Raw genomic sequence first — 22917 nt, forward strand, 5'->3', positions numbered from 1 at the left:
GGCGCCATATGATGGGTCTTTCGGGGCCGGAAGACCGGCTCCCGAACAGTCGGACGGGGCAACCGACGCCTATTTTCGGCCCGCGGCCCCCCGCTCGGATATGACCGTTCGATTCGTTACCGGCAACGCGGGCAAGGCGCGCGAGGCGCGGGACTATCTCTCGGGCATCGAGCCCGTCGAGCAGATCGAGTACGACTACACCGAGATTCAAAGCGACTCGCTCGAGGAAATCGCGGCCCACGGGGCCCGGGAGGCCTTCGACGAACTCGGGGGCGAGGAGCCGGTACTGGTCGACGACGCCGGCCTCTTCGTCGACGCGCTCGGCGGGTTCCCCGGCCCGTACTCTGCGTACGTCGAGGACACCGTCGGCGTCGAGCGGCTCTGGCGACTCGCGAGCGAGGAGGAGAACCGCCGCGCGCACTTCCGGACCGTCCTCGCGTACGCGGACGAGGACGGGACGGAGACGTTCGAGGGATCGGTCGCCGGAACGCTCGTCGCGCCCCGCGGCGAGGGCGGGTTCGGCTACGATCCCATCTTCGAGTACAACGGGCAGACGTTGGCCGAACTGAGTACCGAGGAGAAGAACGCGATCTCTCACCGCGGGCGCGCGCTGGCGGCGTTCACCGAGTGGTACGCCGACCGCGACGCGTAACGGGCGCGGCTCCCGCGACTCGGCGATCAGTACGCTCGGTCGTCAGTCGTCGCTTTCTGCCGGCGGACTCGAGCCGTCGTCGGCCACGAGGTCCGCCTCGGTGACGGTCTCGGATTCGCTCTCGACACTGACGCCCTCCCAGTCGTGGTCCGTGTGGTACCCCTCGCGGTCCTTCGCGCTGGGCGCGACGCGGATGAACTCGGCACCGTCCCGGGCGGCCGGGATGGTGTGTCCGCCGCAGTAGGAGAGTCCGGATCGGATGCCGGCGCAGAACTCCTCGACGACGTCGGCGACCGGCCCCTTGTAGGGGGTCAGGGCCTCGACGCCCTCGTCGGCGTCGACGTCGACGTCCTTGTCGTCGCGGTCCTCGGCGGCCGCGGTGGTCGCCATCCCCCGCGAGCGCTTGTATCGGGTGCCGTCGACCTCGACGACAGCGCCGGGCGCTTCCTCGGTGCCGGCCAGCAGGCTCCCGACCATCACGGTGTCGGCCCCGGCCATCAGCGCCTTGACCGCGTCGCCGGAGGTACGGATCCCGCCGTCGGCACAGATCGTCACGTCCAGGTCCTCGGCGGCGCTTGCACAGTCGTCGACGGCCGTCAACTGCGGGACGCCGGCCCCGGCGACCTTTCGGGTCGTACAGTGCGAACCGGGACCGATCCCGACCTTCACACAGTCCGCGCCGGCCGCGGCGAGATCCTCGACGCCGGCGGGCGTCGCGACGTTTCCGGCGACGAGGTCCGTCTCCGGGAACGCCTCGCTGAGTTGCTCGACGGCCTCGAGCGTCCGCTCCAAGTGGCCGTGGGCCACGTCGACGACGATCGCGTCGACGCCGGCATCGACGATCGCGTCGCTTCGCTTGACGTAGTCCTCGTTGATCCCGACGGCGGCGGCCACCTGCTCGTCGGCGTCTTTCACTCGTTCGACCTGCTCGGCCTGCTCGGCCGCCGTCAGAAACCGGTGTAACACGCCGAGGCCGCCGGCCCGCGAGAGTTCGATCGCCAGCTCGGCCTCCGTGACGGTGTCCATCGCGGCCGCGACCAGCGGCGTCTCGAGGTCGACACTCGGCGTGAACGGCGTCTCGAGGTCGACGGTACTGCGGCTGTCGACGGGCGAGCGCTGCGGGACGAGGAGAACGTCCCCGTAGCTCAGTCCGGTCCGGAGATCACGTAGATTGGTCATTCCCCTCATAAATCAGGGGCTCCCACCGCATAAGTCACACGTTCTTCGTGTAGCGGTCCCGTCGCCGGCGGTTACGCTCGCGGGTCCCGGTCCGGCCCGGGGTACTCGCCATCCTCGACGGCCGCGTACAGACTCTCGGGATCGAACAGGCGCGCGAACGCGTCCGGCGGCCGGACGCTGACCGAGACGCGGGGCTGGAGCGTCAGGCCGGCTTCTGCCGATCGTAGCCGGTCGTCGTAGGAGAGCAGGTGCGCCGCCTCGCCCCGATAGGCCGACGCCAGCGCAGGATGATCGCCCTCGGGCTGGTCGACCGCGACCCGCTCGGCCTCGAGGCGCTCGCGGTGATCGGCGGCGAGGTCGGCGTCGGCGAGTGCCGTCACCAGCTCCTCGGTCGCCGCGAGCAGCGGATCGCTCGCGACCAGTTCGACCCACGAGTGCCGGCGCACGTGATCGAGCGCTTCGCGGGCCGACCCGCCGATCAGCAGGTCCGCCGCGAGGACGTCGGCGTCCGCGACGACGCGGGCGGGATCGGGCTCCTCAGGCATCGTCTTCCTCCCGGATCGCCGTGCGTTCCGCTCGGATCGACTCGAGATTCCCGTCGTACTCCGCGCCGCGATCGAACAGGTCGGCCCAGCTCGGTGGCATCGGTGACGGTTGGCGCTACGGGATGAAAGGTCGTCCGGCTCCCGACGATTATTCCATACGGGAGAGCAGCCAGAACGCGACGGCCCCGGCGACGAAGGCAACGCCGACGTTGACGACCGCGCCGACGGCCCCGACCCCCACTACGAGCGCGAGCGACCGGCGGTCCGAGACGGGGTCGAACGCCGCTCGAGCCAGCTGACCACCGACGACGACCAGCAGGACGCCCAGAAGCGCCATCGGGAACGCCGCGAGGGCAGCCCCGGCGGCGACCAGCGCGAGTGCGAGGTAGCCGACGCCGAGCAGGACGTTTGCGCCGCCGGTCCGCGCGCCGAAGGCGTACTTGCCGGCCAGCCCGCCGCTGCCGTGACACATCGGCACGCCGCCCAGCGGGATCGCCGCCAGACAGGTCACGCCCATGCTCCGCGAGAGCGCGTCGGCCGAGACCTCTCGGTCGTAGAGGTCGCCACAGAGCAGGGCGGTCGCGATGGCGGCGTTCCCGATCGTCATGCCCAACTGGGCGACGGTCCCCTCAATGGCGGCCGCGGACAGCGCTGGCCGCCCGGCGGGAAAGACCGCGAGCGCGGGCACGGTCGGCGTCGGAACGCCCGCCGCCGTGACGGCCGCGACCGCGCCGAGCCCGAGGACGACTAGTGCGCTCGTCCGGGCGTGGCCGACCAGCGCCAGCAGGCCGACGACGGCGAGCCCGGCCGCCGCTATGGGCGGGTTCCCGACCGAGAGATCGACCGCCGCCTCGAGCAGGAGCAGCGCGACGGCGAACTGGACGCCGCGGATGACTGGCTCGCCGACGATCCGCTGGAGCCGACCGACGAGCCCGAGCCGGCCGACGACGAGCAAGACCCCGCCGGCGAGCAATCCGGCCGCGGCCAGTTCGGCGTAGGAAAGCGCGCCGACGATCGCCAGCCCGACCAGGGCCTTCATCGGCTCGACGGAGATCGGCAGGCCGTAGTGGAGTCCCCAGATGATCTGGAAGACGCCAAAGCCAAGCAGCACGTGGGGCAGCGAGACGCTCGTCGTCGCCCCGAGCGCCACCAGCAGCGGCAACACCGTAACCGAATCCCCTAGCGCACCCGTGAGTTCGCCCGCGGAGAACTCGAGGTCGCGATCGGCCCGCGACTCGACGGAGTACGCCATCTGTCCCCCGTAATTCGGGGACGGACTTGACTCTTGCCTGTAACTATTCTCCCTTTCGGGTCGGCGTAAGCGTAATCTATGGTGGTTATCGAACGGCGGGTCGGGACGCTCCCTCGAGCCGCGGGTCGGCGGCCGGCAGTCGGGTCGTCGCTATCGAGACGCGGTGCCGCCGTCGCCGATCGTCTCCGGCGTCGCGTCGGCCGTCGAGACGGCCTCCGGATCGACGTCGTCGGCGGTCCGTGGCTCCGGCAGGTCGTAGCCGCTCTCGGTGTCGTAGGCCACGAGTTGTGCGTTCAACTCGCCGGCCTGCTCGGTCAGGACGGTCGCGCTGCGGGCCACGTGGGAGAGTGCCTCCGCCTGGGCCGACGCCCGGCGGGCCGCTCGCGCCGAGGTCGACGCCGTCGCCGCGCTCGTCTCGGCGGCGTCCTCGACCAGCACGACGACCTGCTGGGTCGCCGACGCCTGCTCTTGGGTCGCCGCGGAGATCTCCTGGACGCCGTCGTTGGTCTCCTCGGCGAGTCCGGCGACCTCCTCGAGCGCGGTCGCGGCGTCCTCGACGTCGGCGACGCTGTCCTCGATTCGGCCGCGGCTGGTCCGGACCTCGTCGGCGGCGGCCATCGCCCGCTCTTTGAGTCCCTCGAGGCGCTCCTCGACGGTCTGGACCGAGTCGTAGACCTCCTCGGAGAGGGTCTGGATCTCGTCGGCGACCGCGCCGAAGCCCTCGCCGCCGGCCTCGCCCGAACGAGTCGCCTCGATGTTGGCGTTCAGCGCCAGCATGTTGGTCTGTTCGGCGATCTCGCTGATCGACTCGATCAGCTCGTCGATCCGCTCGGCTTCGGCCTCGAGCCCCTCGATCTCCTCGAGGGTCCGTTCGGTCTCGGTGTCGATCACGGCCATGCCGGTGATCGCGTCGCCCGCGGCCTCGCTTCCCTGCCGGCCGACGCGTGCGGTCCGGTCGGCGGTGTCGGCGACCTCGGAGGCGGTCGCGGCGATCTCCTCGACCGTCGTCGAGAAGTTTTCCATCTCGGCCGTAACGGTTCGTAATTGTTCGTTCTGTTCCCTGTTGTCCGCGACGACCTCGGTCAGCGCCTCGCTCGTGCGTTCGCCTTCCGCCTGTACCGCCTCCATGCTGGTCGTGAGTTCGCGACTGTAGGTGACGACCTCGCCGGAAAAGGACTTCAGCGTCCCGAAGGTGTCCTCGATCTCCGCGAGCATCGCGTTGGAGTTGTCGGCCAACTCGTCGAGCGATTCGTGGGTGCCCGGCCGCTCGAACCGCCGGGTGAGATCGCCCGCGGCGACCGCTCGCGTCGTCTCCGCGTGCGTCTGGACGGTCCGCTCGAGTTCGTCCAGCGACCGGTCCGTCCGGTCGCGTTCGGCCAACTGCTCGCGAATGCCGGCCAGCGACGACTCGAGGGTCGCGAACTCGTCCTCGCGGTCGCCGTCGAAGCGGTCGCCGTACTCGCCGGCCTCAAGGCGGCTCGTTCGCTCGGTCAGGTCAGCGATCCCCGCACGCAGTCGGTCGCGCTGGCGTGGCGCGGTCCGGGCGGGCGAGGCGGCAGCGAGCCCGGCCGCGGTAGCGCCCGTCGCGACGACGCCGGCGACGCCAGCCCCGAAAACGGCCGCGGTCGGTCCCCCGAGCGCGACCGCCGCGACGGCGACGACGACCAGTCCGACCACGGCGACCGCGAGAGCGAAACCGACCGGTCGATCCGATTGGATCGCCCCGGGGATCGGCGACGAGGCGTCCGCGCCGGCCGCCTCGAGCGAGTCAGTCATTCGCCTCCCCGCTGTGTGCGCCGGCCGTGTCCGCCTCGGCGGGTACTCGCCGCCGAATGTCGAAGACACAGGCGTCGTCGCCCTCGTGCATACAGGTCCGTTCCTCGGCGACGAGGTCCTCGTCGAAGCGGTCGGCGACGCCCTGGATCGCGCCGCGAGCCACGTCACAGAGGTTCCGGTCCGAATCGTAGGTGATCCGGACCCGGTTCTCGTCGACCCGCTCCGACCGAATGCGCGGGGTCGTCAGCGTCGTCATGTCCCGGGTCCGCAGTGAGGTATGGAACCGCTGGATGTTCGCGATGAGTTCGAGCCCCTCCCAGTCGTCGTCGATGTGGAGGTCGTAGGTCTCGAGCAACGCGGGGACGACCCACCGCCCGTACTGGGTGAGGATCGTCCGCGGGCTCTGATCCGTGAGGTCGCCGGCAGTACGGGCGATCTCGTAGACGTCGCCGTCCGGATAGACCGTGACCGGGACGTAGACCTTCTCCTCGATGTCGGCCTCGTCCTGAATCGCTAGCCAGGCGTCCTCGCCGTAGGTATCGACGACGAACGACTGGAGCGTCTGCAGGATTATGCCGTGCATTCCGCCTCCCCCCGTCCCGCGTCCCCGACGACGGTCGCTCCGAACATATCAGATTTCACGATTAGTAACCCTTCTTATGAACGTACTCGGTTAGGTTTTCACCCTGCACTGTTGGGTACCGGAATCGGGCGTGAGAGTCACCCGCTCGGCACGAATCGGCGAGGCCGGCCGAGGCCGATGCCGCCGCCTGATTCCGATTACGAGCGGGAATCAGTACGTATAAGTCGACTGATTAGTATCGATCAACCGTGAGCGACCTCGGAAAAATCGATCGCGCGTTCTTCGACCGCCACATCGCGCCGAACCTCGGTGCCGACCGCGACGACGTCGCCGTCGGGCCGACCCACGGCGTCGACTTCGGCGTCCTCGATATCGACGAGCGCGCGCTTGTCACCGCCACCGATCCCCTCTCGATCCTGCCTGCCTTGGGCCTCGAGCGGGCCGCACGGTTCGCCCTCGATCTCGTCCTTGCGGACGTGGCCGTCAGCGGCGTCCCCCCGTCACATCTCTCGATCTGTTTCACGCTGCCCGAGGGGATGACCGACGACGAGTTCGCGACGGTCTGGGAGACGATCCACGCGGAGTGTGCGGACCTCGGCGTCGCCGTCGTGACCGGCCACACGGCGCGATATGCCGACCCGTCCCATCCGTGGGTCGGCGCGGCCACCGCGATGGGCGTCGGCGACCACGGCGACATCGTTCGGCCCGACGGGGCCCGTCCCGGCGACCGGCTCCTCCTGACGAACGGCCCCGCCGTCGAGGCCGTCGGCCTGCTGAGTACCCTCTTCGGCGAGGAAATCGACTGTCCCGCCGAGACGATCTCGGCCGCCCAGGACCGCCTCGAGGAGGTCTACGCCGTTCGGGACGCCCTCACGGCGGCCGCCGCGGGGCCGGTCCGGGCGATGCACGACGTGACCGAAGGCGGCCTCGCGGGCGCGTTGAACGAGATGGCCGACGGGGCCGACGCCCGGTTCGCGATCGACCGCGACGCCGTCCCGCTGCGCCCCGGCGTCCGCGAGGTCTGTTCGGCGCTCGAGATCGATCCCTGGGCGGCGACCAGCTGTGGCTCGCTACTGATCGCGGTCGACCCCGACGGCGTCGCCGACGTCCGCGAGGCGCTCGCGGATCGGGGGACGCCGGTCGCCGAGATCGGCCGGGTCGAGGCGCTCGAGGACGACGGCGGCGAGGTGCTGGTCGACGGGGACCGGCTCGCGCACCCGAACGCCGATCCCTCGTGGGACGCCTACGCGGAGCTGGCCGCCGCGGCGAGCGACGGCTCGTAATCACGAGAGAACGATCAACTCGGCGGTTTCCGTCTCGGTTCCGAAGACGTTCGTTGTCACGAACAGCTTCGAGTCGGCCGCGGTGACGAAGCCGACCGCGCCGGTGGGTTCGTACTCGAACCGGAGGTGGCGGGTTCGGTACGATCGAACCCCGATCCCACCCTCGATGTCGATCGCGCGGAGCCGATCGCCGCCGACGTACACCGTGTCGCCGACGACGATCGGCGGATTGTGCGCGCTCTCGCCGAGATCGAGCCGCCAGCGAACGCTCCCGTCGGCCAGGTTGAGCGCGAACACCCGCGGTCCCGAGCGCGCGAGCAGTGTCTCGTGGGCGATAGCGATGCCGTCGTTGCCGAACCCGCCGATCTCGGTCTCCCACGCCCGCGCTCCGTCCGGTTCGAAGTACACGACCGTCCCGTCGCCGCCGACGACGGCGATGCCCCACTCGGACCCGCTCTGGTCTAGTGACCGCACCGCCGGACCGCTCCGAATGCCGGCCTCGACGGTTCGCCGCCACTGAACGGTCCCCCACTCGTCGACGGCGTACAACTCGCCGCCGTCGGTCGCGACGTAGACGTAGTCAGTGTACTTCGCGAGCGAGTGCTCCGGGGTCCCCAGTAGCTCCTGTTCCCACAGGCGTTCGCCGGTTCCGGCGTCGAGTGCGTGCAGAGAGTTGCCGCCGGCCGTGAAGACGCGGCCGTTCTCCCCGTCGTCGGTGACCAGTAGCGACCCCTGTCCGATGGTCGCCTCGAACGTCTCGCTCCACTCGACCGCGCCGCTCTCGAGGTCGCGAGCGGTCACCGTGTCCACTTCCGGGACGTACGCCAGCCCCTCGTACACGGTCGGTGCCCCGCGGTAGGTGTTGGCCTCGTTGTTCGGGTCGATCGACCAGCGCCGGTCCCCGCTCGTCCGATCGAACGCGACCACGTCGGTTCCGATCGTCGCGAGGACGGTCCCGTCGACCACGACCGGGTCGGCGGTCGCGTGCGCCGACTCGAGATCGACGCGCCAGTCGACGGTAGGGTCCTCGCGCGGCGCGACGCCGTCGGGGATCGCTCTCGAGTTCCGCCGATCCGCGCCGCCCGTCGGCCACGCGTACGATTCGTCCGTCCCGGGATCGACCGACAGACCGCCGAGACAGCCCGCGGCGGTCGCGATACCGGTCGCACCGAGGGCGGCCATTACTTCGCGTCTGGAGGGCATTCGATGATCGTTGGCGAGGCTAGACGAATGTATTTTATGGAACGGATGATCGAACGCTCCGCCCCGCTGCTCAGACCTCGCGCAAGCCGAGGCTGTACTCGAGGGCGGTGTCGACCTCGGCCATCCGGTCGTCCGGTACCGATCCGACGACGTCCGTGATCCTGTCGTCGATCGAGACGGTTCGAACCTGACTACAGAGCGCGACCGAGTCCTCGCGGAGGGCACACTCGTCGGCTGGAATCAGCACTTCGAAGGGATACTGCTCGCCCCCGTAGGACGTGGTGAAGGGGACGACGATCGTCGTCGGGGCGTTCTCGTTACCGACGTCGTTCTGGACGACGAGACAGGGTCTGGTCCCCCGCTGTTCGGAGCCACGCGTCGGATCGAGTTCGACGACGACGATGTCGCCGCGGCGGACGTGCATCGTCACTCCTCCCAGTCGGGTGCGTCGCCGAGGGAGGCGTTCGCTTCACGCGAGGCCCCGTCCATCTCGGCCGCGAGGTCGCGGTGGTGTTCGGCGCGGCGTCGATACCCCTCCGCGAGGTCCGCCCGCGACGTCGGTTTCTCGATGACGATCTTGTCGTCCTCCTCGCGGATCGTCACCTCGTCGCCGCCGTGGATATCGAACGCCTCTCGAAGCCGCTTCGGCAGCGTTACCTGTCCGCGATCGCCGACTTTCCGCGTTTCGGGCTCGCCCATACGTATTCATATCATATCCATACCCATAACGCTGCCGTCCGGACTGCGTGTCGCCGTTCGAAACCGACCTCGACGGGACCTGCCGGTCCCCGCTCCGCCGACGGGTCCGCCTCGAGCGACCGCGGGCAAGGCGTACCCGTCTCGAGGTCGTATCCCGCCGTGACCGATGAGCGACCTCGAACGGGAGAAGGCGGCGATCGTCGACGAACTCGAGGGGAAACGATACACGCACAAGGCTCTCAGAGAGCGGGTCGCGGACCGACACGACTGCAGCGAGGCGGCCGTCAGTCGCGCGATCTCGGCGCTCCACGACGCGGGCGTGATCGAACACAAACAGGGATTTTTCGAACTCACCGACGACTGACGGCGGGCGGTTCTCGACGACCGGACGTCCTCGAGGCGTCGATCACACCGCGGACGACTCTCAGCGTCGCTGACCATCACCGCTTAGTATAAGCCGGGAATACGGTTTCGTATGCGAACACCAGCACCCGAGAGCCGGCCGGTCGCGCTGACGATCGCTGGCAGCGACTCCGGCGGCGGCGCGGGGATCCAGGCCGACCTCGCGACGATGGCCGCCCACGGCGTCTTCGGTACGTCGGCGATCACCGCCGTTACCGCACAAAATACCCGCGGCGTCGAGTCTTCGCACGTCCTCCCGACCGCGGAGATCGAGGCCCAACTCGAGGCCGTCACCGGCGACTTCGCGGTCGGCGCGGCCAAGACCGGGATGCTCGCGACGACCGAGGTCATCGAGACCGTCGCCGAGTGCGCACAGGAGTTCGAGTTCCCGCTGGTCGTCGACCCCGTGATGGTCGCGACCTCGGGCGATCGCCTGCTCGAGCCCGAGGCCGAACGGGCCTACGAGGAACTGCTGAGTACGGCGACGGTCGCGACGCCCAACGCCGACGAGGCCGAAGTGCTGACGGACATCGCCGTCACCGACGAGGAACGGGCCCGCGAGGCCGGCGAGGCGATCCTCGAGACGGGCGTCGACGCGGTCCTCGTGAAGGGCGGGCACGTCCCCGGCGAGCGGGTCCGGGACGTGCTGGTCACCGCGGAGACGGTCCGGACGTTCGAACACCCCCGCGTCGGGACCGAGGCCACCCACGGCTCGGGCTGTGCGCTGGCCGCCGCGATCGCGGCCCGACTGGCCACGGGTGAACCGCTCGAGCCGGCCGTCGAGGGGGCGACGGACTTCCTTGCCCGCGCGGTTCGGTACCCCTACGATGTGGGCGAGGGTCACGGTGCGGTCAACCACATGCACCCGCTGCGAAACGACGCCGCCCGGGAACCCACCGCCGAGGAGGTACAGGCGATCGTCGACCGACTCGTCGCGGCCGACGTCTCGGCGCTGGTCCCCGAAGTGGGAATGAACGTCGTCGGCGCGACCCCCTACGCCGAATCCGTCGCCGAGACCGCCGCCGTCGAGGGCCGGATCACGCGGACCCTCTCAGGGGTTCGACCCAACCGCGGGGTCCGGTTCGGGGCCTCGAGCCACGTCGCTCGCTTCCTGCTGTCCGCGCGGGAGTTCGTCCCCGCCCTCCGATTCGCGGTGAACTGCCGGTTCGACGCCGACGTCGAGACCGCACTCGAGGCCCTCGCGTGGCCGATCGCCGAGTACGATCGCGGCGATCAGCCGGCCGAGATCAGGGAGACGGAGGGGAGTACGATGGGATGGGGTGCCCGGCAGGCGTTCGCGGACCGCGAGGAGCCCCCCGTCGCCGTCGTCGATCGCGGCGAGGTCGGCAAGGAGGCGCTCGTGAAGATCGTCGCGGCCGACCCCGAAACGCTCGCCGACCGGACGCTGGCGCTCGAGCGCGAGGTGACCCGATGAGCCCCGCCGACGGCGACGCGACCGCCCTCGAGACCGGCGTCATCCTCCCCCAGTACGGGACCGGGATCGACACGGTTCGGGAGACCGCACTCGAGGCCGAGCGGCTGGGCTACGATGCGGTCTGGCTCGAGGATCACTTCCAGTCGTGGATCGGTGACCCCCGGCGAGCGACCCACGAGTGCTGGACGACGCTCAGCGCAGTCGCGGAGGCCACCGCCGAGGTGCGGCTGGGGACGCTCGTGACCAGTCAGTCGTACCGCCATCCCGCCCTGCTGGCGAAGATGGCGGCGGGGGTCGACCAAGTGAGCGACGGCCGGCTCGAGCTGGGGCTGGGCGGGGGCTGGTACGAGGCCGAGTACGACCGCTTCGGCTACGAGTTCCGCGAACCGCCCGCCGAACGACTCCGCCGGCTTGCCGAGACCATCGAAATTCTGCAGGGGCTGTGGACCAACGAGACCTACAGTCACGAGGGCCGACACCTCGAGATCGATCTCGAGGACGCCTTCTGTGAACCACAGCCGGTCCAGGAGCCCCACCCGCCGATCTGGATCGGCGGCGGTGGCGAGCAGTTCACGCTGCGGTACGCCGCCGAACTGGCCGATGGCTGGAACTACGGGACCCTCGATCCCGCGGGCTTTGCCGACAAGCTCGACGTGTTGCGGGATCACTGCGAGAGCGAGGCCCGGTACGACGAGATACGCAAGTCCGCCGAGCTGTTCGTCTTCGTCGGGGAAACGACCGTGGACGCCGAGGCGAAGCGCGAGTCGTTCCGCGACGAGTTCCTGCCCGCCGACGGCCCGAGCGAGCCCCGGGAGTTCTTCCTGTCGGGCTACCTCGAGACGGCCCCCACCGGGACGCCGGCCGAAATCCGAGAGCGGCTCGCCGACTACGCCGACGCCGGCATCGAGGAGGTCATGCTCGCGGTTCCGGACGCGGCCGACGGCGGGGACGAGAGCCTGGCGCTGCTGGCCGACGAACTCGTCGACTGACTTCCCGAGGGCCGGCGTCTCGGTGTCCCGAACGCGACAGCAGAGCTATACGACAGGGTGACGACATCGTACGTATGAGCGATTCGTCGCCGGTCGCGGGGACCAACGTCGACGGGGAGTCACCGCAACTCGAGCCGACGGTCGAGACCGACGAGGCGACGATCACCGACGACGCCGAACTCGAGCGGACGCTCGGGCTCACCGGCGGCCTCGCCATCGGGATCGGGACGATGATCGGGGCCGGCATCTTCGTCTTTCCGGGACTCGCCGCCGGGCAGGCGGGCCCTGCCGCGGCGGGCTCGTTCGCGATCGGCGCGCTCGTCGCTCTGCTGGTCGCCTTGCCGACGTCGGAACTCGCGACGGCAATGCCGAAAAGCGGGGGCGGCTACTACTACATCTCCCGCGGTCTGGGGACGCTCGCCGGGACCGTCGTCGGACTGTCGCTGTGGTTCGGGCTGGTGTTCGCGACGGCGTTTTACCTCGTCGGCTTCGGCTACTACGCGGTCGATACGCTCGCCGAACTCGGGGTCGCGGTCGGCGACGGACTCGTCATCCCGCTGGCGCTGCTGTTCGGCGCGGGCTTTACGGTGTTGAACGTCACCGGGACGGAAAACGCGGCGAAGCTCCAGAACGGGATCGTCGCGTTACTGCTGTCGATTCTGGTCGTCTTCCTCGGATACGGCGGCCTCGACGCCATGGGGCTCATCGGCGACCCGTCCGCGCCCGAACAGTTCGCGCCCTTCGGCACGATGCCGATACTGACGACGGCGGCGCTCGTGTTCACCTCGTATCTCGGCTTCGCACAGGTCGCGACCGTTGCCGGGGAGATGAAAGACCCCGGCCGGAACCTGCCGCTGGCGATGGTCGGCTCCGTCCTCATCGTCGGCGTCCTCTACGTGGCGACGATCTTCGTCGCGACGAGCGCCTTCGGGAGCGAACGACTCGCCGAGTTCGGCGAGACGGCCATGGTCGAGGTCGGCCGCCACTACCTCGGCGCGGCCGGTGCCGTCGCGATCGTCTTCGGCGGGCTGCTCGCGACCATGTCGAGCGCGAACGCGTCGATCCTCAGCACCTCTCGAGCCATCTACGCCGTCTCGAAGGACGCCCTGTTGCCGCGGCGGGCGAGCCACATCAACCTCCGCTACGGCACGCCACACGTCGCGCTGGGGTTGGCAGGCGGGCCGATCCTCGTGTTGGTCGCGACCGGCCGCGTGGAACTGCTCGCGGAGGTCGCCTCGTTCCTGCATCTGGTCATGTACGGGCTGATCTGCGTGGCCCTGCTCGCACTGCGCCGGAACGAACCGGAGTGGTACGATCCGGACTTCCGTACGCCCGGCTATCCCGTCGTTCCGATACTCGGGGCGCTCGCCAGCTTCGCCCTGATCGGCTTCATGCAACGCGCGTCACAGCTCATCGGCATCGCAATTATGGTCGCAGCCGCCGGGTGGTACGCCTACTACGCCCGCGACGTTACGCTCAGGGGGGCGCTCCAATGACCCGCGTCCTCGTGCCGCTGGCGATCCTCGAGGGCGAGACGGTCCCGGCCGGCCTGCCGACGTTGCTCGCCCCGGCGGACGTGACGGTACTCGGCTATCACGTCCTGCCCGAACAGACGCCGCCGGACCAGGCGCGCCTCCAGTACGAGGACCGGGCGACCGCCGCCCTCGACGACCTCGCCGCCGAGTTCGAAGCGGCCGGCAGCACGGCCGATCATCGTCTCGTGTTCACTCACGACCGGGAGCAGACGATCGACCGGGTCGCCGCGGAAACGGGAGCGGACGCCTACGCCATCACTGGCGTGACCGGACCGGTCGATCGGCTCCTCGTGGCGCTCTCGGACGCCGCCGCCGTCGACCGCATCGGTTCCTTCGTCGCCGACCTGGTCGCCGGCCGCGAGATCGACGTCACGCTCTTTCTCGCGACCGACGACGAGCCCGGCGGCCGCGAATCGCTCGAGGCGGCCGCCGAAGCCCTCGCCGCGGCCGGTATCGATGTCGAGACCGAACTCGCGGTTGACGACGCGCCGTTCGAGGCGCTTGTCGACGCCGCGGCGGACCACGACGCCATCGTCATGGGCGAGCAAGCACCGTCGCTCCGGTCGTTCCTGCTGGGCGAGGACGCCGAGCGGGTCGCCGCCGAGTCGGTCGGTCCGGTACTCATCGTCCGGAGTTCCGACGGCGCGTGATTACCGAGTGTGGGTGTCCCACACGGTCGCTACTCCTCGTTTTCGCCGCCGTGTTCCGTGTCCTCTGCTGTCGTCTCGAGGTACTCGCCGCGAATCACGAGGACCGGATCGACCGTCTCCCGTGCCAGCCGTTCGACGCGATCCCGGAAGACGTACCGGCGGATCGACGGTCGACTCTCGCCGAGGACGAGGAGGTCGTGATCCGCCGCGGCGTCGAGGATCGCCGCCGTAGGCGAGTCGTCGACGACGACCGTGCTGTCGATCCGCCCGTCGTCGAGGCCAGCGGCCACCAGTTCCGACCGCGCCGTCTCGAGCAGTTCCGCGCCCGCGTCTCGCTCTCCCTCGTCGGTCGCGACGTGAAAGAGGGTGACCGTGAGCGTCGTCTCGGCGAGGACCGTACGGAGTAGTCGGGCGATGTGGTCGACGTTGACGTCGCTCCGAATCGCGACGAGAACCGTCTCGAGGACGGGTGCCGGGTTGAGGATAAGGACGGCGTCGCACGATTCCTCGACGGCGACGCGTTCGAACGTCTTCAGTCGGGAGTGAGTAAACGCCAACCGCGACGCGACGTCGCAGCCGGCGTCCTCGAACACCGTCCGTCGCTCCGCGAGTTCGGCCCGCATGCGATCGCCGTACTGATCGCGTGCCTGCTCCGTGCCGGTCTGGTCCGGGAGTTCGCGATAGCCCAGCAGGACGACCGGAATCGACGCGAACGCGTCGACGAGCGTCCGCGGAACGCTCTCCCCCTCGAGGACGTCGACCGGGATCAACACGCGATGGGCGCGGTCTGACATGACTGACGAGTGACTCTCCCACGGGCAGCGTAATATATCCCGGCCGACGACAGCCCCCTCGAGCCCCGTTTCGGCGGACGGCCGCGCGTTTTTGTAGCTCCGCCACTTAAACCAGTACCGTGACGGCGCGAGAAAACAGCGTGACGACGAACGGAACGGACGCCGTGGCCGCGTTCAGTGAGGGAGCCGGTGCGCCGCCCGGCGATGACGCGGTGGGGACTGACCGAGGGTTCGACCGGGAGCGGCCACCGACCGAGACGCGCCCGGACAGCCGCGAGCCGTCGGCGACGGATAGTCGCGACGTCGCCGTCTCCGTCGACGGACTCTCGAAGCGGTTCGGGGCCGGCGAGACGGCGGTCACCGCGGTCGACGACGTGAGCGTCGACATCGAGACCGGCTCGATCGTGGGCCTGTTGGGACCGAACGGTGCCGGTAAGACGACGCTCATCAAGTCGATTCTCGGGATGGTCGTGCCGGACGCGGGCAGCGTCCGGATCCGTGGCATCGACCTCCGGGAACGACCGCGGGCGGCCTACAGCGCCGTCGATGCCATGCTCGAGGGGGCGCGAAACGACTACTGGCGGCTGACCGTTCGGGAGAACCTGCGGTACTTCGCTACGATCAGCGGCGTCGACCCGAACTCGGTCCGCGACCGCCACGACCGGCTGCTGGCCCAGCTCGACCTCGAGGCGAAGGCCGACGTTCCGGTCCGCGACCTTTCCCGGGGGATGAAACAGAAGGTGTCGCTGGCGAGCGTCCTCGCCGGTGGTGCCGAGGTCGTCTTTCTCGACGAACCGACGCTCGGGTTGGACATCGAGAGTTCCCGGACGCTCCAGCGGGAACTGCGACGCCTCGCCGCGGAGGAGGACCTCACCGTCGTCCTCAGCAGCCACGATATGGACGTCGTCGAGACGGTCTGTGACCGCGTCCTCATCATGTCCGACGGAGCGATCATCGCGGACGATACCGTCGACGCCTTGCTGTCCGACACGGACCGCCACTGCGTTCGGATCACGAGCGCCGACATCGACGCCGCGCTCGTCTCGCAGCTCCGCCGGCGCTTCGACGCGATCGAGGCCGAGCGACGCGACGCCGGCCACCGGATCGAGGTCGTGACCGACAGCGACGGCCTCTACGAGCTGCTGGCACGGCTCCGCGACGCCGGCGTGACCCTCGAGCGCGTCCGGACGGTCGAGCCGGACCTCGAGGACGTCTTCGTCGAGTTGACGAGCGGCGATCGAGGTGGGCGATGAGCGCGGGCGCGGGTCGGCAGGACGGGACCGACCGGCCGCGGCCGGCCGGCTACCGCCACCTCGCGCGGGCCGTCCTCTATCGCGAGTACCTGGTTTTCGTTCGCTATCCCGCGAACGCTATCGGCGGGCTCATCGCCTCGGTGTTTTTCTTCGGGCTACTGTTCTACGGCGGCCGGGCGATCGCCGGACAGGCCTTGACCGACTCGATCGAGGGGATCATCGTCGGCTACTTCCTGTGGTCGCTCTCGGTCGGGGCGTACTCCTCGATCGCGAACGATATCGGGAGCGAAGTCCAGTGGGGGACCCTCGAGCGCCACGTCATGTCGCCGTTTGGCTTCGCCCCCGTGGCGCTGTTGAAGGGCCTCGCCAAGATCGTCCGGTCGTTCGTCACCTCGTCGGTGCTGCTGGCGGTGATGCTGCTCATCACCGGGCGGAGCCTCGAGTTGAACGTCCTGACGATCGTCGTCGTCGCGACGCTCAGCATCGTCTCGGTGCTGGGTCTCGGACTGGCCGCCGGCGGCGTGACCGTCCTCTACAAGCGGGTCGGCAACTGGCTCAACCTGCTCCAGTTCGGCTTTATCGTGCTGATCTCCGCGCCCGCGTTCGATCTCGGCTGGCTGCGATTCTTCCCGCTCGCCCAGGGCAGCGCGCTCCTCCAGCGGACGATGATCCACGACGTCCGCCTCTGGGAGTTCCCTGCGGTCGATCTCGCGATCCTGCTCGGGGTCGCCGTCGGCTACGTCGCGCTCGGCTACGCGATCTTCCAGTACGCGACCCGTCGGGCGAGACGGCTCGGCGTCCTCGGGGACTACTGACCCGCTTTCAGCCCGCCGGACCGACGGCATCCGGAACCGTCGCCCCCCGCCAGACTCTCCCCCGTGGCACCCGTTCGATTTCGTATGGCCCACGACAGGATCCACGCGCGGAAACCGACACACGACCTCGAGCGGTGGTCGGTCGGAACGATCGCCGCCATCGACCAACGGGACGGTCACGCCGTTTTCGAGGTAACCGCCGAGGGCGGCGAGTCGGTCGAACTCGTCGTGACGGTCGCGATCCGGGATCTCGTCCTCCGGCGACTCGATCTCGCGGCCGACGAGTCGCCGATCGGTGCCCGCGTCTGGTACCGCACCCGCGGCGGCTGACGGTCGCGGACCGATACCTAGTTTTCGGTGGCGACGGTACCGTGGGGCATGGTCGAGAGCCCGTTCGACGTGACGATCGAGGTTGGCGAGGTACTCGAGGCCGAACCGTTCCCTGAAGCCGAGAAACCCGAGATGACCAAGCTGTGGATCGACCTCGGCGACGAGGAGATCCAGTCCGCGGCGCAGTTGGACCACCATCACGACGCCGCCGACCTCGAGGGCCGGCAGGTGCTGTGCGCGACGAACCTCGGCTCCGTGCGGATCGCGGGGTTCAAATCGGAGGCGCTGACCGTCGGCGTTCCCAGTGAGGAGGGGTATCCCGTGCTGGTCTCGCCGGACGAGGACGTGCCGCTGGGCGGGTTGTTATACTGAATCCGGTCGGAACCTGAATGCTTAGTCCGCGACTTAGACGAAGGTAAAAACCCTTTATAACACCCGTTGCGTGGTTCAGACGAGCAATGGGCCAGAACGAATCGGACTCCGATTCGAAACCGAAGTCCGAATCTGGCAACGACAGCCTCCCTGTCGACGGTTCTAGATCGACAGCACGTCCCAACGGTTCTGAACCGGGCGAGCAGCAAACCCCGGCCGAGAAAGTCGATATCGCAGCTCTCGAGATAGTTCGAAAGGAGTCCCGTGAGGTACTCGACGAACAGATATCGCTGTTGGGTGATATCGATGACAAGGCTATGCGGACGGTCCGAACTGCGGTTCTCTTTATCGGCCTCGTTATCTCTGCGATTCAGATCAGTGGTGATTCGATAACGACCGAGGAGATCGGAACGTGGCCGTTCAGACTAACGACCAGTGGCGTCGTGTTTTTGCTCGCTTCCATCGTGGCGGGTATCTGGACGTATTCCGTCTCGGATCCGAGTTTCGGCGTGAGTAGTGACCATCGAAAAGACGTCGTTGCGGGCGGGTATACGGACCGTGAGTGGCTCCTTTTTCAACTAAACGAATACGACGAGTGGACCGAATCGATGCGGGAGACGAATCAGACTAACGTCGTCGGGCTACATACGACGCTTTTCTCGTTAGTCGCGGGCGTACTTTGCCTCCTGTTCTCGGCCGTTTTAACGCTGGACGGTAGTCCGGACGAGTTCTTCTACCCGACGCTGTTCACGACTCTCCTCGTACTTGGGATTGCCACAGTTTTATGGGTAGCGAGAAGGAAAGGATAGGTGAACATGGGCCGCTCACCGAAGACTAACCGCGAACTCGAACCGGAGCAGGGGCACAAGGGACCGGGAGTGCTGTCTGCCGTTCGGACTCGAGCGAATAACTTCATCAGCGGTCTCAGAAAGTAGCCCGCGCCGTTTTTTACGTACTTGACGGAGCATCGGGGTATCATACCGGATCGATGTCCGTCCTCGTCCCCGTCGCTGCCCGGCCACGTTCACCGCGGATCCCGCAGGGTTTTTGCGGTGGAGGGACAGTCACCGGATATGACCGAGGCGACGGGGATCGTCGGCGAGTTCTTCTCGCTCAAGGAAGACACCGACGCCGACCTCCTGACGATGCAGTGTGGCGATTTCTACGAGTTCTTCGGGGAGGACGCCGAACTCGTCAGCGAGGAACTCGACCTCAAAGTCTCACAGAAGTCCTCGCACGGTTCCTCCTATCCGATGGCCGGCGTGCCGATCGACGACCTGACGCCCTATCTCAAGGCCTTAGTCGAACGCGGCTACCGCGTCGCCGTCGCCGACCAGTACGAGACCGATTCCGGCCACGCCCGGGAAATCGTCCGCGTCGTGACGCCCGGGACCCTACTCGAGACGAGCGACGCCGACGCCCAGTACATGGCGGCGGTCGTCGACGGGGGCGAGGTCGGCGGGGCGAGCAGTGACGGCTACGGCCTCGCGTTCGCCGACGTGACGACCGGCCGCTTTCTCGTCGCCGACGCCGCCGACGCCGACGAGGCGCTGACGGAACTCTACCGATTCGATCCAGTCGAGGTCCTGCCCGGCCCCGAAGTGCGGACGGACGACGACCTGCTCGGGAAACTTCGCGAGCGCGTCGACGCGACGCTGACGCTCCACGAGACCGACGCGTTCGCGCCGAAACGCGGTGCCCACACTGTCCGTGAGCAGTTCGGAACCGAGACCGTCGACCGACTGTCAGTCGGCGAGCAGACGCTCGCGGCCGCCGGTGCGGTGCTTTCCTACGTCGAGGAGACCGGCGCGGGCGTGCTGGCCTCGATGACCCGCATCCAGGCCCACCACGGCGACGACCACGTCACCCTGGACGCGACCACCCAGCGCAACCTCGAGTTGACCGAGACGATGCAAGGCGAGCGCGACGGCTCGCTGTTCGCGACGATCGATCACACCGAGACCAGCGCCGGCGGCCGCCTGCTCAAAGAATGGCTCCAGCGGCCCAGACGGTCGCTCGAGACCCTCGAGGAGCGACAGGCGAGCGTCGACGCGCTCTCGACGGCGGCGCTGGCCCGCGACGAACTGCTGGATCACCTCGGCGAGGCCTACGATCTTGCCCGCCTCGCCTCGAAGGCCAGCCACGGCAGCGCCGACGCCCGGGATCTGGTTGCCGTCCGCGAGACGCTGGCCGTTCTCCCGGCCGTGGCCGAGACGATCGAGTCGACGCCGGCACTGGCCGACTCCCCCCTCTCGGCGATCGTCGACCGGCCGGACCGGGCGGCCGCGCGGGAACTGCGCGAGACCCTCGAGGAAGCCGTCGCCGAGGACCCCCCGTCGACGGTGACGCAGGGGGAACTCCTCCGGAAGGGGTACGACGCGGAACTCGACGAGGTGATCGAGCGCCACGAGGAAGTCAGGGAGTGGCTCGATACCCTCGCCGAGCGCGAGAAGCGCCAACACGGCCTCTCACACGTCACCGTCGACCGGAACAAGACCGACGGCTACTACATTCAGGTCGGCAAATCGGCCGCGGACGGCGTGCCCGACCACTACGAGCAGATCAAGACGCTGAAAAACTCCAAGCGGTTCACGACCGAGGAACTCGAGGAGAAAGAACGCGATATCCTCCGGCTCGAGGACCGGCGCGGGGACCTCGAGTACGAACTCTTCGCGGAACTCCGCGACGCGGTGGCCGAGCGGTCGGCACTGCTGCAGGACGTCGGCCGGGCCTTAGCGACGATCGACGCACTGGCGAGTCTGGCGACCCACGCCGCCGAGAACCGCTGGGTACGGCCGGAACTGCATCGGGGCGAGAACCTGACGATCGAGCAGGGTCGCCATCCGGTCGTCGAACAGACGACGGAGTTCGTGCCCAACGACGTCCGCATGGACGAGGACCGCGGCTTTCTGGTCGTCACCGGCCCCAACATGTCCGGCAAGTCGACGTACATGCGACAGGTCGCGTGTATCGTCCTGCTGGCCCAGATCGGGAGCTTCGTTCCGGCCGAGGCGGCCGAGATCGGCGTCGTCGACGGCATCTTCACTCGCGTCGGCGCGCTCGACGAACTCGCACAGGGCCGGTCGACGTTCATGGTCGAGATGAGCGAACTCTCGAACATCCTCCACACCGCGACCGAGGAGTCGCTGGTCATCTTGGACGAGGTGGGGCGGGGCACCGCGACCTACGACGGCATCTCGATCGCGTGGGCCGCCACGGAGTACCTGCACAACGAAGTGAAAGCGAAGACCCTCTTTGCGACCCACTACCACGAACTGACCGGCCTCGCGGAGAACCTCCCCCGCGTCGCCAACGTCCACGTCGCGGCCGACGAACGCGACGGCGAGGTGACCTTCCTCCGGACCGTCCGTGACGGCCCCACGGATCGGTCCTACGGCGTCCACGTTGCCGATCTCGCCGGCGTTCCGGACCCCGTCGTCGACCGCTCGAGGGAAGTCCTCGAGCGCCTACGCGAGGAGAAAGCAATCGAGGCGAAAGGCGGGGCCTCGAGCGAGCCGGTGCAGGCGGTCTTCGATCTGGGCAGCGGGACGATGCAGACCGAGTCCCAAGACCGGTCGCAGGCGGCGTCGACCGACGGTGGCCCGGCGGGCGAGTCGGCGACCGCGACCGATCCCGAGACCGAGGCCGTCCTCGAGGACCTCGAGTCGATCGACGTCAACACGACGCCGCCGATCGAACTCGTCTCGCGGGTCCAGGAGCTACAGGAGCGACTCGAGGAGTGACCTGGCCGCCGACGCCGCGTTCGATGTCGGAGAGCGAGAGGTAGCGATCGGTGTTCGGATGGGTTCCGAAAACGGAGCGGCTGAATCGACAGGTGGACATGCGCACTTATCGAAGAAGTCGGAGTGTTAGCAGAGCCACCATCGGACCGAGGAACAAAATCAAACCGACCCCAATAAGTAACAACTCACGCGGGAGAATAAGGTAAAGCAGCAGTACAAGGTTGCTAAGCAAAAGTACGATAATCAGATTAAGGCGGAAGATAATCGGTCTATCATTCATCGTACGACTATTTTAAATATATAATAATGTATATTTTTCGCATCACTTGCGTGCCCTGAATTGGATTGTTCTCCGGCTCCAGCGGAGGAACGCGAACCGGAAACTACTGGTGGCGGTCCCGTTCGAACGCCTCGAGCGGGCCCGTGTACGATCGCAGGACCGACAGAAAGCGCGAGCAGCATAGCGGGGCGGCGTACACGAGCTGGGTGGGCGGATCCGGGGGCGACACGACCGTCGATGCCACGCGACCGAGAGACGGCGAGGCCGTCGGCGATCGGTAGAACTTTGAGATACTGGGGCACTCGGTAGCACGATGCACGAAGCAGACTTCCACGTGGCGGGGAAGACCGCCATCGTCACCGGCGCGAGCCAGGGAATCGGCGAATCGATCGCGAAGACACTGGCCGCAGGCGGCGCGGACGTCGCCATCTGTTCGCGTTCGATGGATCGGGTCGGCCCGGTCGCCGAGGAGATCAACGACAGCGAGGCCGACGGCGAGGCGCTCGCGGTCGAGTGCAACGTCCGCGAGCGCGAGCAGGTCCAGAACCTCGTCGACGAGACGGTCGACGAGTTCGGCGATGTCGACATCCTCGTGAACAACGCCGGCGGGGAGTTCGTCGCCCCCTTCGAGGACATCTCCGCGAACGGCTGGGAGACCATCGTCGATCTCAACCTGAACAGCACGGTCCACTGCACGCAACTGGCCGGCGAGGTCATGCGCGAGGGCGACGGCGGGGTCATCATCAACATGTCCAGCGTCAACGGACAGCACGCCGCGCCCGGCGAGAGCCACTACGGCGCGTCCAAGGCCGCGATCATCCGCCTGACCGAGACGCTGGCCGTCGAGTGGGCCGAGTACGGCATCCGCGTCAACTGCATCGCGCCCGGCCTGATCCAGACGCCCGGCGTCGCCGAGACGCTCGGTATCGACAGCGAGGACATGCCGCCCCGCGAGGAGACCGACCGCCGCATCGGCTACGGCGAGGACATCGCCGATGTCGCGCAGTTCCTCGCCAGCCCCGCCGCCGCCTTCATGAACGGCGAGACCGTGACGGTGAAAGGCGTCCCGCGAGCCGGCAACTCGATGTCGCAGGACCTGGGCCTCGAGGACTGACGGCGTCGGGAACTCCGTCTCGCTTTCCCTCTG

The 22917-nt window shown here is 68.2% G+C and carries 23 protein-coding genes; 14 read left to right on the forward strand and 9 right to left on the reverse strand.

The window, feature by feature from the left end:
- Positions 1-100: 100 nt before the first annotated feature.
- Entirely contained in the window at positions 101-652 is a 552-nt protein-coding gene (locus ACERIM_RS06485) for an XTP/dITP diphosphatase (protein ID WP_049965928.1), read from the forward strand.
- Between the two features lie 42 nt (positions 653-694).
- Here ACERIM_RS06485 and ACERIM_RS06490 read toward each other — a convergent pair whose 3' ends face one another.
- The 5 genes from ACERIM_RS06490 to ACERIM_RS06510 form a co-directional block, all read right to left on the reverse strand.
- Positions 695-1831 carry a guanosine monophosphate reductase gene (locus ACERIM_RS06490; RefSeq protein WP_373631779.1) on the reverse strand — a complete coding sequence of 379 codons (1137 nt, stop codon included), beginning with the start codon at positions 1829-1831 and terminating at the stop codon, positions 695-697.
- 71 nt (positions 1832-1902) lie between these two features.
- The gene (locus ACERIM_RS06495; protein ID WP_373631780.1) at positions 1903-2376 is read right to left on the reverse strand and encodes a hypothetical protein; all 474 of its coding nucleotides are present in this window, start codon (positions 2374-2376) and stop codon (positions 1903-1905) included.
- A 148-nt stretch (positions 2377-2524) separates the two neighbouring features.
- Positions 2525-3628, reverse strand: coding sequence for a putative sulfate/molybdate transporter (locus tag ACERIM_RS06500; protein WP_373631781.1), 1104 nt, complete (start codon positions 3626-3628; stop codon positions 2525-2527).
- Positions 3629-3778: 150 nt separating this feature from the next.
- Positions 3779-5404, reverse strand: a complete 1626-nt coding sequence (locus ACERIM_RS06505; RefSeq protein WP_373631782.1) for a methyl-accepting chemotaxis protein — start codon at positions 5402-5404, stop codon at positions 3779-3781.
- A complete protein-coding gene (locus ACERIM_RS06510) occupies positions 5397-5987 on the reverse strand; it encodes a heme NO-binding domain-containing protein (RefSeq protein WP_006651098.1) in 591 nt (196 codons plus the stop codon). Before ACERIM_RS06510 ends, ACERIM_RS06505 begins: the two co-directional genes overlap by 8 nt.
- A gap of 248 nt (positions 5988-6235) precedes the next feature.
- Here ACERIM_RS06510 and ACERIM_RS06515 point away from each other — a divergent pair, with 248 nt between their 5' ends.
- Positions 6236-7270: an AIR synthase family protein gene (locus ACERIM_RS06515; RefSeq protein WP_373631783.1), complete on the forward strand. Its 1035-nt coding sequence runs from the start codon at positions 6236-6238 to the stop codon at positions 7268-7270.
- On the opposite strand, the gene ACERIM_RS06520 is transcribed toward ACERIM_RS06515, so the two are convergent.
- The 3 genes from ACERIM_RS06520 to ACERIM_RS06530 form a co-directional block, all read right to left on the reverse strand.
- A complete protein-coding gene (locus ACERIM_RS06520; RefSeq protein WP_049965936.1) occupies positions 7271-8473 on the reverse strand; it encodes a PQQ-binding-like beta-propeller repeat protein in 1203 nt (400 codons plus the stop codon).
- Between the two features lie 70 nt (positions 8474-8543).
- Complete coding sequence (locus ACERIM_RS06525; RefSeq protein WP_373631784.1) at positions 8544-8897, reverse strand: type II toxin-antitoxin system PemK/MazF family toxin; 354 nt, start codon at positions 8895-8897, stop codon at positions 8544-8546.
- Between the two features lie 2 nt (positions 8898-8899).
- Entirely contained in the window at positions 8900-9172 is a 273-nt protein-coding gene (locus ACERIM_RS06530; protein WP_373631785.1) for an AbrB/MazE/SpoVT family DNA-binding domain-containing protein, read from the reverse strand.
- 166 nt (positions 9173-9338) lie between these two features.
- On the opposite strand from ACERIM_RS06530, the gene ACERIM_RS06535 reads away from it, so the two are divergent.
- From ACERIM_RS06535 to ACERIM_RS06555, 5 genes are all read left to right on the forward strand, one after another.
- Positions 9339-9536, forward strand: coding sequence for a hypothetical protein (locus ACERIM_RS06535; RefSeq protein ID WP_373631786.1), 198 nt, complete (start codon positions 9339-9341; stop codon positions 9534-9536).
- Between the two features lie 111 nt (positions 9537-9647).
- A complete protein-coding gene (thiD, locus tag ACERIM_RS06540) occupies positions 9648-11009 on the forward strand; it encodes a bifunctional hydroxymethylpyrimidine kinase/phosphomethylpyrimidine kinase (protein ID WP_373631787.1) in 1362 nt (453 codons plus the stop codon).
- Entirely contained in the window at positions 11006-11998 is a 993-nt protein-coding gene (locus tag ACERIM_RS06545) for a TIGR03560 family F420-dependent LLM class oxidoreductase (RefSeq protein ID WP_373631788.1), read from the forward strand. Before thiD ends, ACERIM_RS06545 begins: the two co-directional genes overlap by 4 nt.
- 74 nt (positions 11999-12072) lie before the next feature.
- The gene (locus ACERIM_RS06550; protein WP_006651106.1) at positions 12073-13494 is read left to right on the forward strand and encodes an APC family permease; all 1422 of its coding nucleotides are present in this window, start codon (positions 12073-12075) and stop codon (positions 13492-13494) included.
- On the forward strand, positions 13491-14183 hold the full coding sequence (locus ACERIM_RS06555; protein ID WP_373631789.1) for a universal stress protein: 693 nt from the start codon (positions 13491-13493) through the stop codon (positions 14181-14183). Before ACERIM_RS06550 ends, ACERIM_RS06555 begins: the two co-directional genes overlap by 4 nt.
- A gap of 29 nt (positions 14184-14212) precedes the next feature.
- On the opposite strand, the gene ACERIM_RS06560 is transcribed toward ACERIM_RS06555, so the two are convergent.
- On the reverse strand, positions 14213-14977 hold the full coding sequence (locus tag ACERIM_RS06560) for a universal stress protein (RefSeq protein WP_373631790.1): 765 nt from the start codon (positions 14975-14977) through the stop codon (positions 14213-14215).
- Between the two features lie 119 nt (positions 14978-15096).
- On the opposite strand from ACERIM_RS06560, the gene ACERIM_RS06565 reads away from it, so the two are divergent.
- The 7 genes from ACERIM_RS06565 to ACERIM_RS06595 all read left to right on the forward strand — a co-directional run bounded on the left by ACERIM_RS06565 (position 15097) and on the right by ACERIM_RS06595 (position 22884).
- A complete protein-coding gene (locus tag ACERIM_RS06565; RefSeq protein ID WP_373631791.1) occupies positions 15097-16230 on the forward strand; it encodes an ATP-binding cassette domain-containing protein in 1134 nt (377 codons plus the stop codon).
- Entirely contained in the window at positions 16227-17045 is an 819-nt protein-coding gene (locus tag ACERIM_RS06570; protein ID WP_006651110.1) for a hypothetical protein, read from the forward strand. The genes ACERIM_RS06565 and ACERIM_RS06570 overlap by 4 nt, the downstream gene beginning before the upstream one ends.
- 84 nt (positions 17046-17129) lie before the next feature.
- Positions 17130-17375 carry a hypothetical protein gene (locus ACERIM_RS06575; protein WP_373631792.1) on the forward strand — a complete coding sequence of 82 codons (246 nt, stop codon included), beginning with the start codon at positions 17130-17132 and terminating at the stop codon, positions 17373-17375.
- A 48-nt stretch (positions 17376-17423) separates the two neighbouring features.
- Positions 17424-17747 carry a hypothetical protein gene (locus tag ACERIM_RS06580; protein ID WP_006651112.1) on the forward strand — a complete coding sequence of 108 codons (324 nt, stop codon included), beginning with the start codon at positions 17424-17426 and terminating at the stop codon, positions 17745-17747.
- An 86-nt stretch (positions 17748-17833) separates the two neighbouring features.
- On the forward strand, positions 17834-18556 hold the full coding sequence (locus ACERIM_RS06585) for a hypothetical protein (RefSeq protein WP_373631793.1): 723 nt from the start codon (positions 17834-17836) through the stop codon (positions 18554-18556).
- 264 nt (positions 18557-18820) lie between these two features.
- Positions 18821-21490: a DNA mismatch repair protein MutS gene (mutS, locus tag ACERIM_RS06590; RefSeq protein ID WP_373631794.1), complete on the forward strand. Its 2670-nt coding sequence runs from the start codon at positions 18821-18823 to the stop codon at positions 21488-21490.
- A 593-nt stretch (positions 21491-22083) separates the two neighbouring features.
- Positions 22084-22884 carry an SDR family NAD(P)-dependent oxidoreductase gene (locus ACERIM_RS06595; RefSeq protein WP_373631795.1) on the forward strand — a complete coding sequence of 267 codons (801 nt, stop codon included), beginning with the start codon at positions 22084-22086 and terminating at the stop codon, positions 22882-22884.
- Positions 22885-22917: the final 33 nt, after the last annotated feature.

The organism is Natrinema sp. H-ect1, from assembly GCF_041821105.1.
In the GTDB taxonomy this organism is placed as follows: Archaea; Halobacteriota; Halobacteria; order Halobacteriales; family Natrialbaceae; genus Natrinema; species Natrinema thermotolerans.

Coding starts and splice junctions, on each gene's coding strand:
- ACERIM_RS06485 (WP_049965928.1), top strand. CDS start 101: ATGACCGTTCGATTCGTTACCGGCAACGCGGGCAAGGCGCGCGAGGCG.
- ACERIM_RS06490 (WP_373631779.1), bottom strand. CDS start 1,831: ATGACCAATCTACGTGATCTCCGGACCGGACTGAGCTACGGGGACGTT.
- ACERIM_RS06495 (WP_373631780.1), bottom strand. CDS start 2,376: ATGCCTGAGGAGCCCGATCCCGCCCGCGTCGTCGCGGACGCCGACGTC.
- ACERIM_RS06500 (WP_373631781.1), bottom strand. CDS start 3,628: ATGGCGTACTCCGTCGAGTCGCGGGCCGATCGCGACCTCGAGTTCTCC.
- ACERIM_RS06505 (WP_373631782.1), bottom strand. CDS start 5,404: ATGACTGACTCGCTCGAGGCGGCCGGCGCGGACGCCTCGTCGCCGATC.
- ACERIM_RS06510 (WP_006651098.1), bottom strand. CDS start 5,987: ATGCACGGCATAATCCTGCAGACGCTCCAGTCGTTCGTCGTCGATACC.
- ACERIM_RS06520 (WP_049965936.1), bottom strand. CDS start 8,473: ATGCCCTCCAGACGCGAAGTAATGGCCGCCCTCGGTGCGACCGGTATC.
- ACERIM_RS06525 (WP_373631784.1), bottom strand. CDS start 8,897: ATGCACGTCCGCCGCGGCGACATCGTCGTCGTCGAACTCGATCCGACG.
- ACERIM_RS06530 (WP_373631785.1), bottom strand. CDS start 9,172: ATGGGCGAGCCCGAAACGCGGAAAGTCGGCGATCGCGGACAGGTAACG.
- ACERIM_RS06535 (WP_373631786.1), top strand. CDS start 9,339: ATGAGCGACCTCGAACGGGAGAAGGCGGCGATCGTCGACGAACTCGAG.
- thiD (WP_373631787.1), top strand. CDS start 9,648: ATGCGAACACCAGCACCCGAGAGCCGGCCGGTCGCGCTGACGATCGCT.
- ACERIM_RS06545 (WP_373631788.1), top strand. CDS start 11,006: ATGAGCCCCGCCGACGGCGACGCGACCGCCCTCGAGACCGGCGTCATC.
- ACERIM_RS06550 (WP_006651106.1), top strand. CDS start 12,073: ATGAGCGATTCGTCGCCGGTCGCGGGGACCAACGTCGACGGGGAGTCA.
- ACERIM_RS06555 (WP_373631789.1), top strand. CDS start 13,491: ATGACCCGCGTCCTCGTGCCGCTGGCGATCCTCGAGGGCGAGACGGTC.
- ACERIM_RS06560 (WP_373631790.1), bottom strand. CDS start 14,977: ATGTCAGACCGCGCCCATCGCGTGTTGATCCCGGTCGACGTCCTCGAG.
- ACERIM_RS06570 (WP_006651110.1), top strand. CDS start 16,227: ATGAGCGCGGGCGCGGGTCGGCAGGACGGGACCGACCGGCCGCGGCCG.
- ACERIM_RS06575 (WP_373631792.1), top strand. CDS start 17,130: ATGGCCCACGACAGGATCCACGCGCGGAAACCGACACACGACCTCGAG.
- ACERIM_RS06580 (WP_006651112.1), top strand. CDS start 17,424: ATGGTCGAGAGCCCGTTCGACGTGACGATCGAGGTTGGCGAGGTACTC.
- ACERIM_RS06585 (WP_373631793.1), top strand. CDS start 17,834: ATGGGCCAGAACGAATCGGACTCCGATTCGAAACCGAAGTCCGAATCT.
- mutS (WP_373631794.1), top strand. CDS start 18,821: ATGACCGAGGCGACGGGGATCGTCGGCGAGTTCTTCTCGCTCAAGGAA.
- ACERIM_RS06595 (WP_373631795.1), top strand. CDS start 22,084: ATGCACGAAGCAGACTTCCACGTGGCGGGGAAGACCGCCATCGTCACC.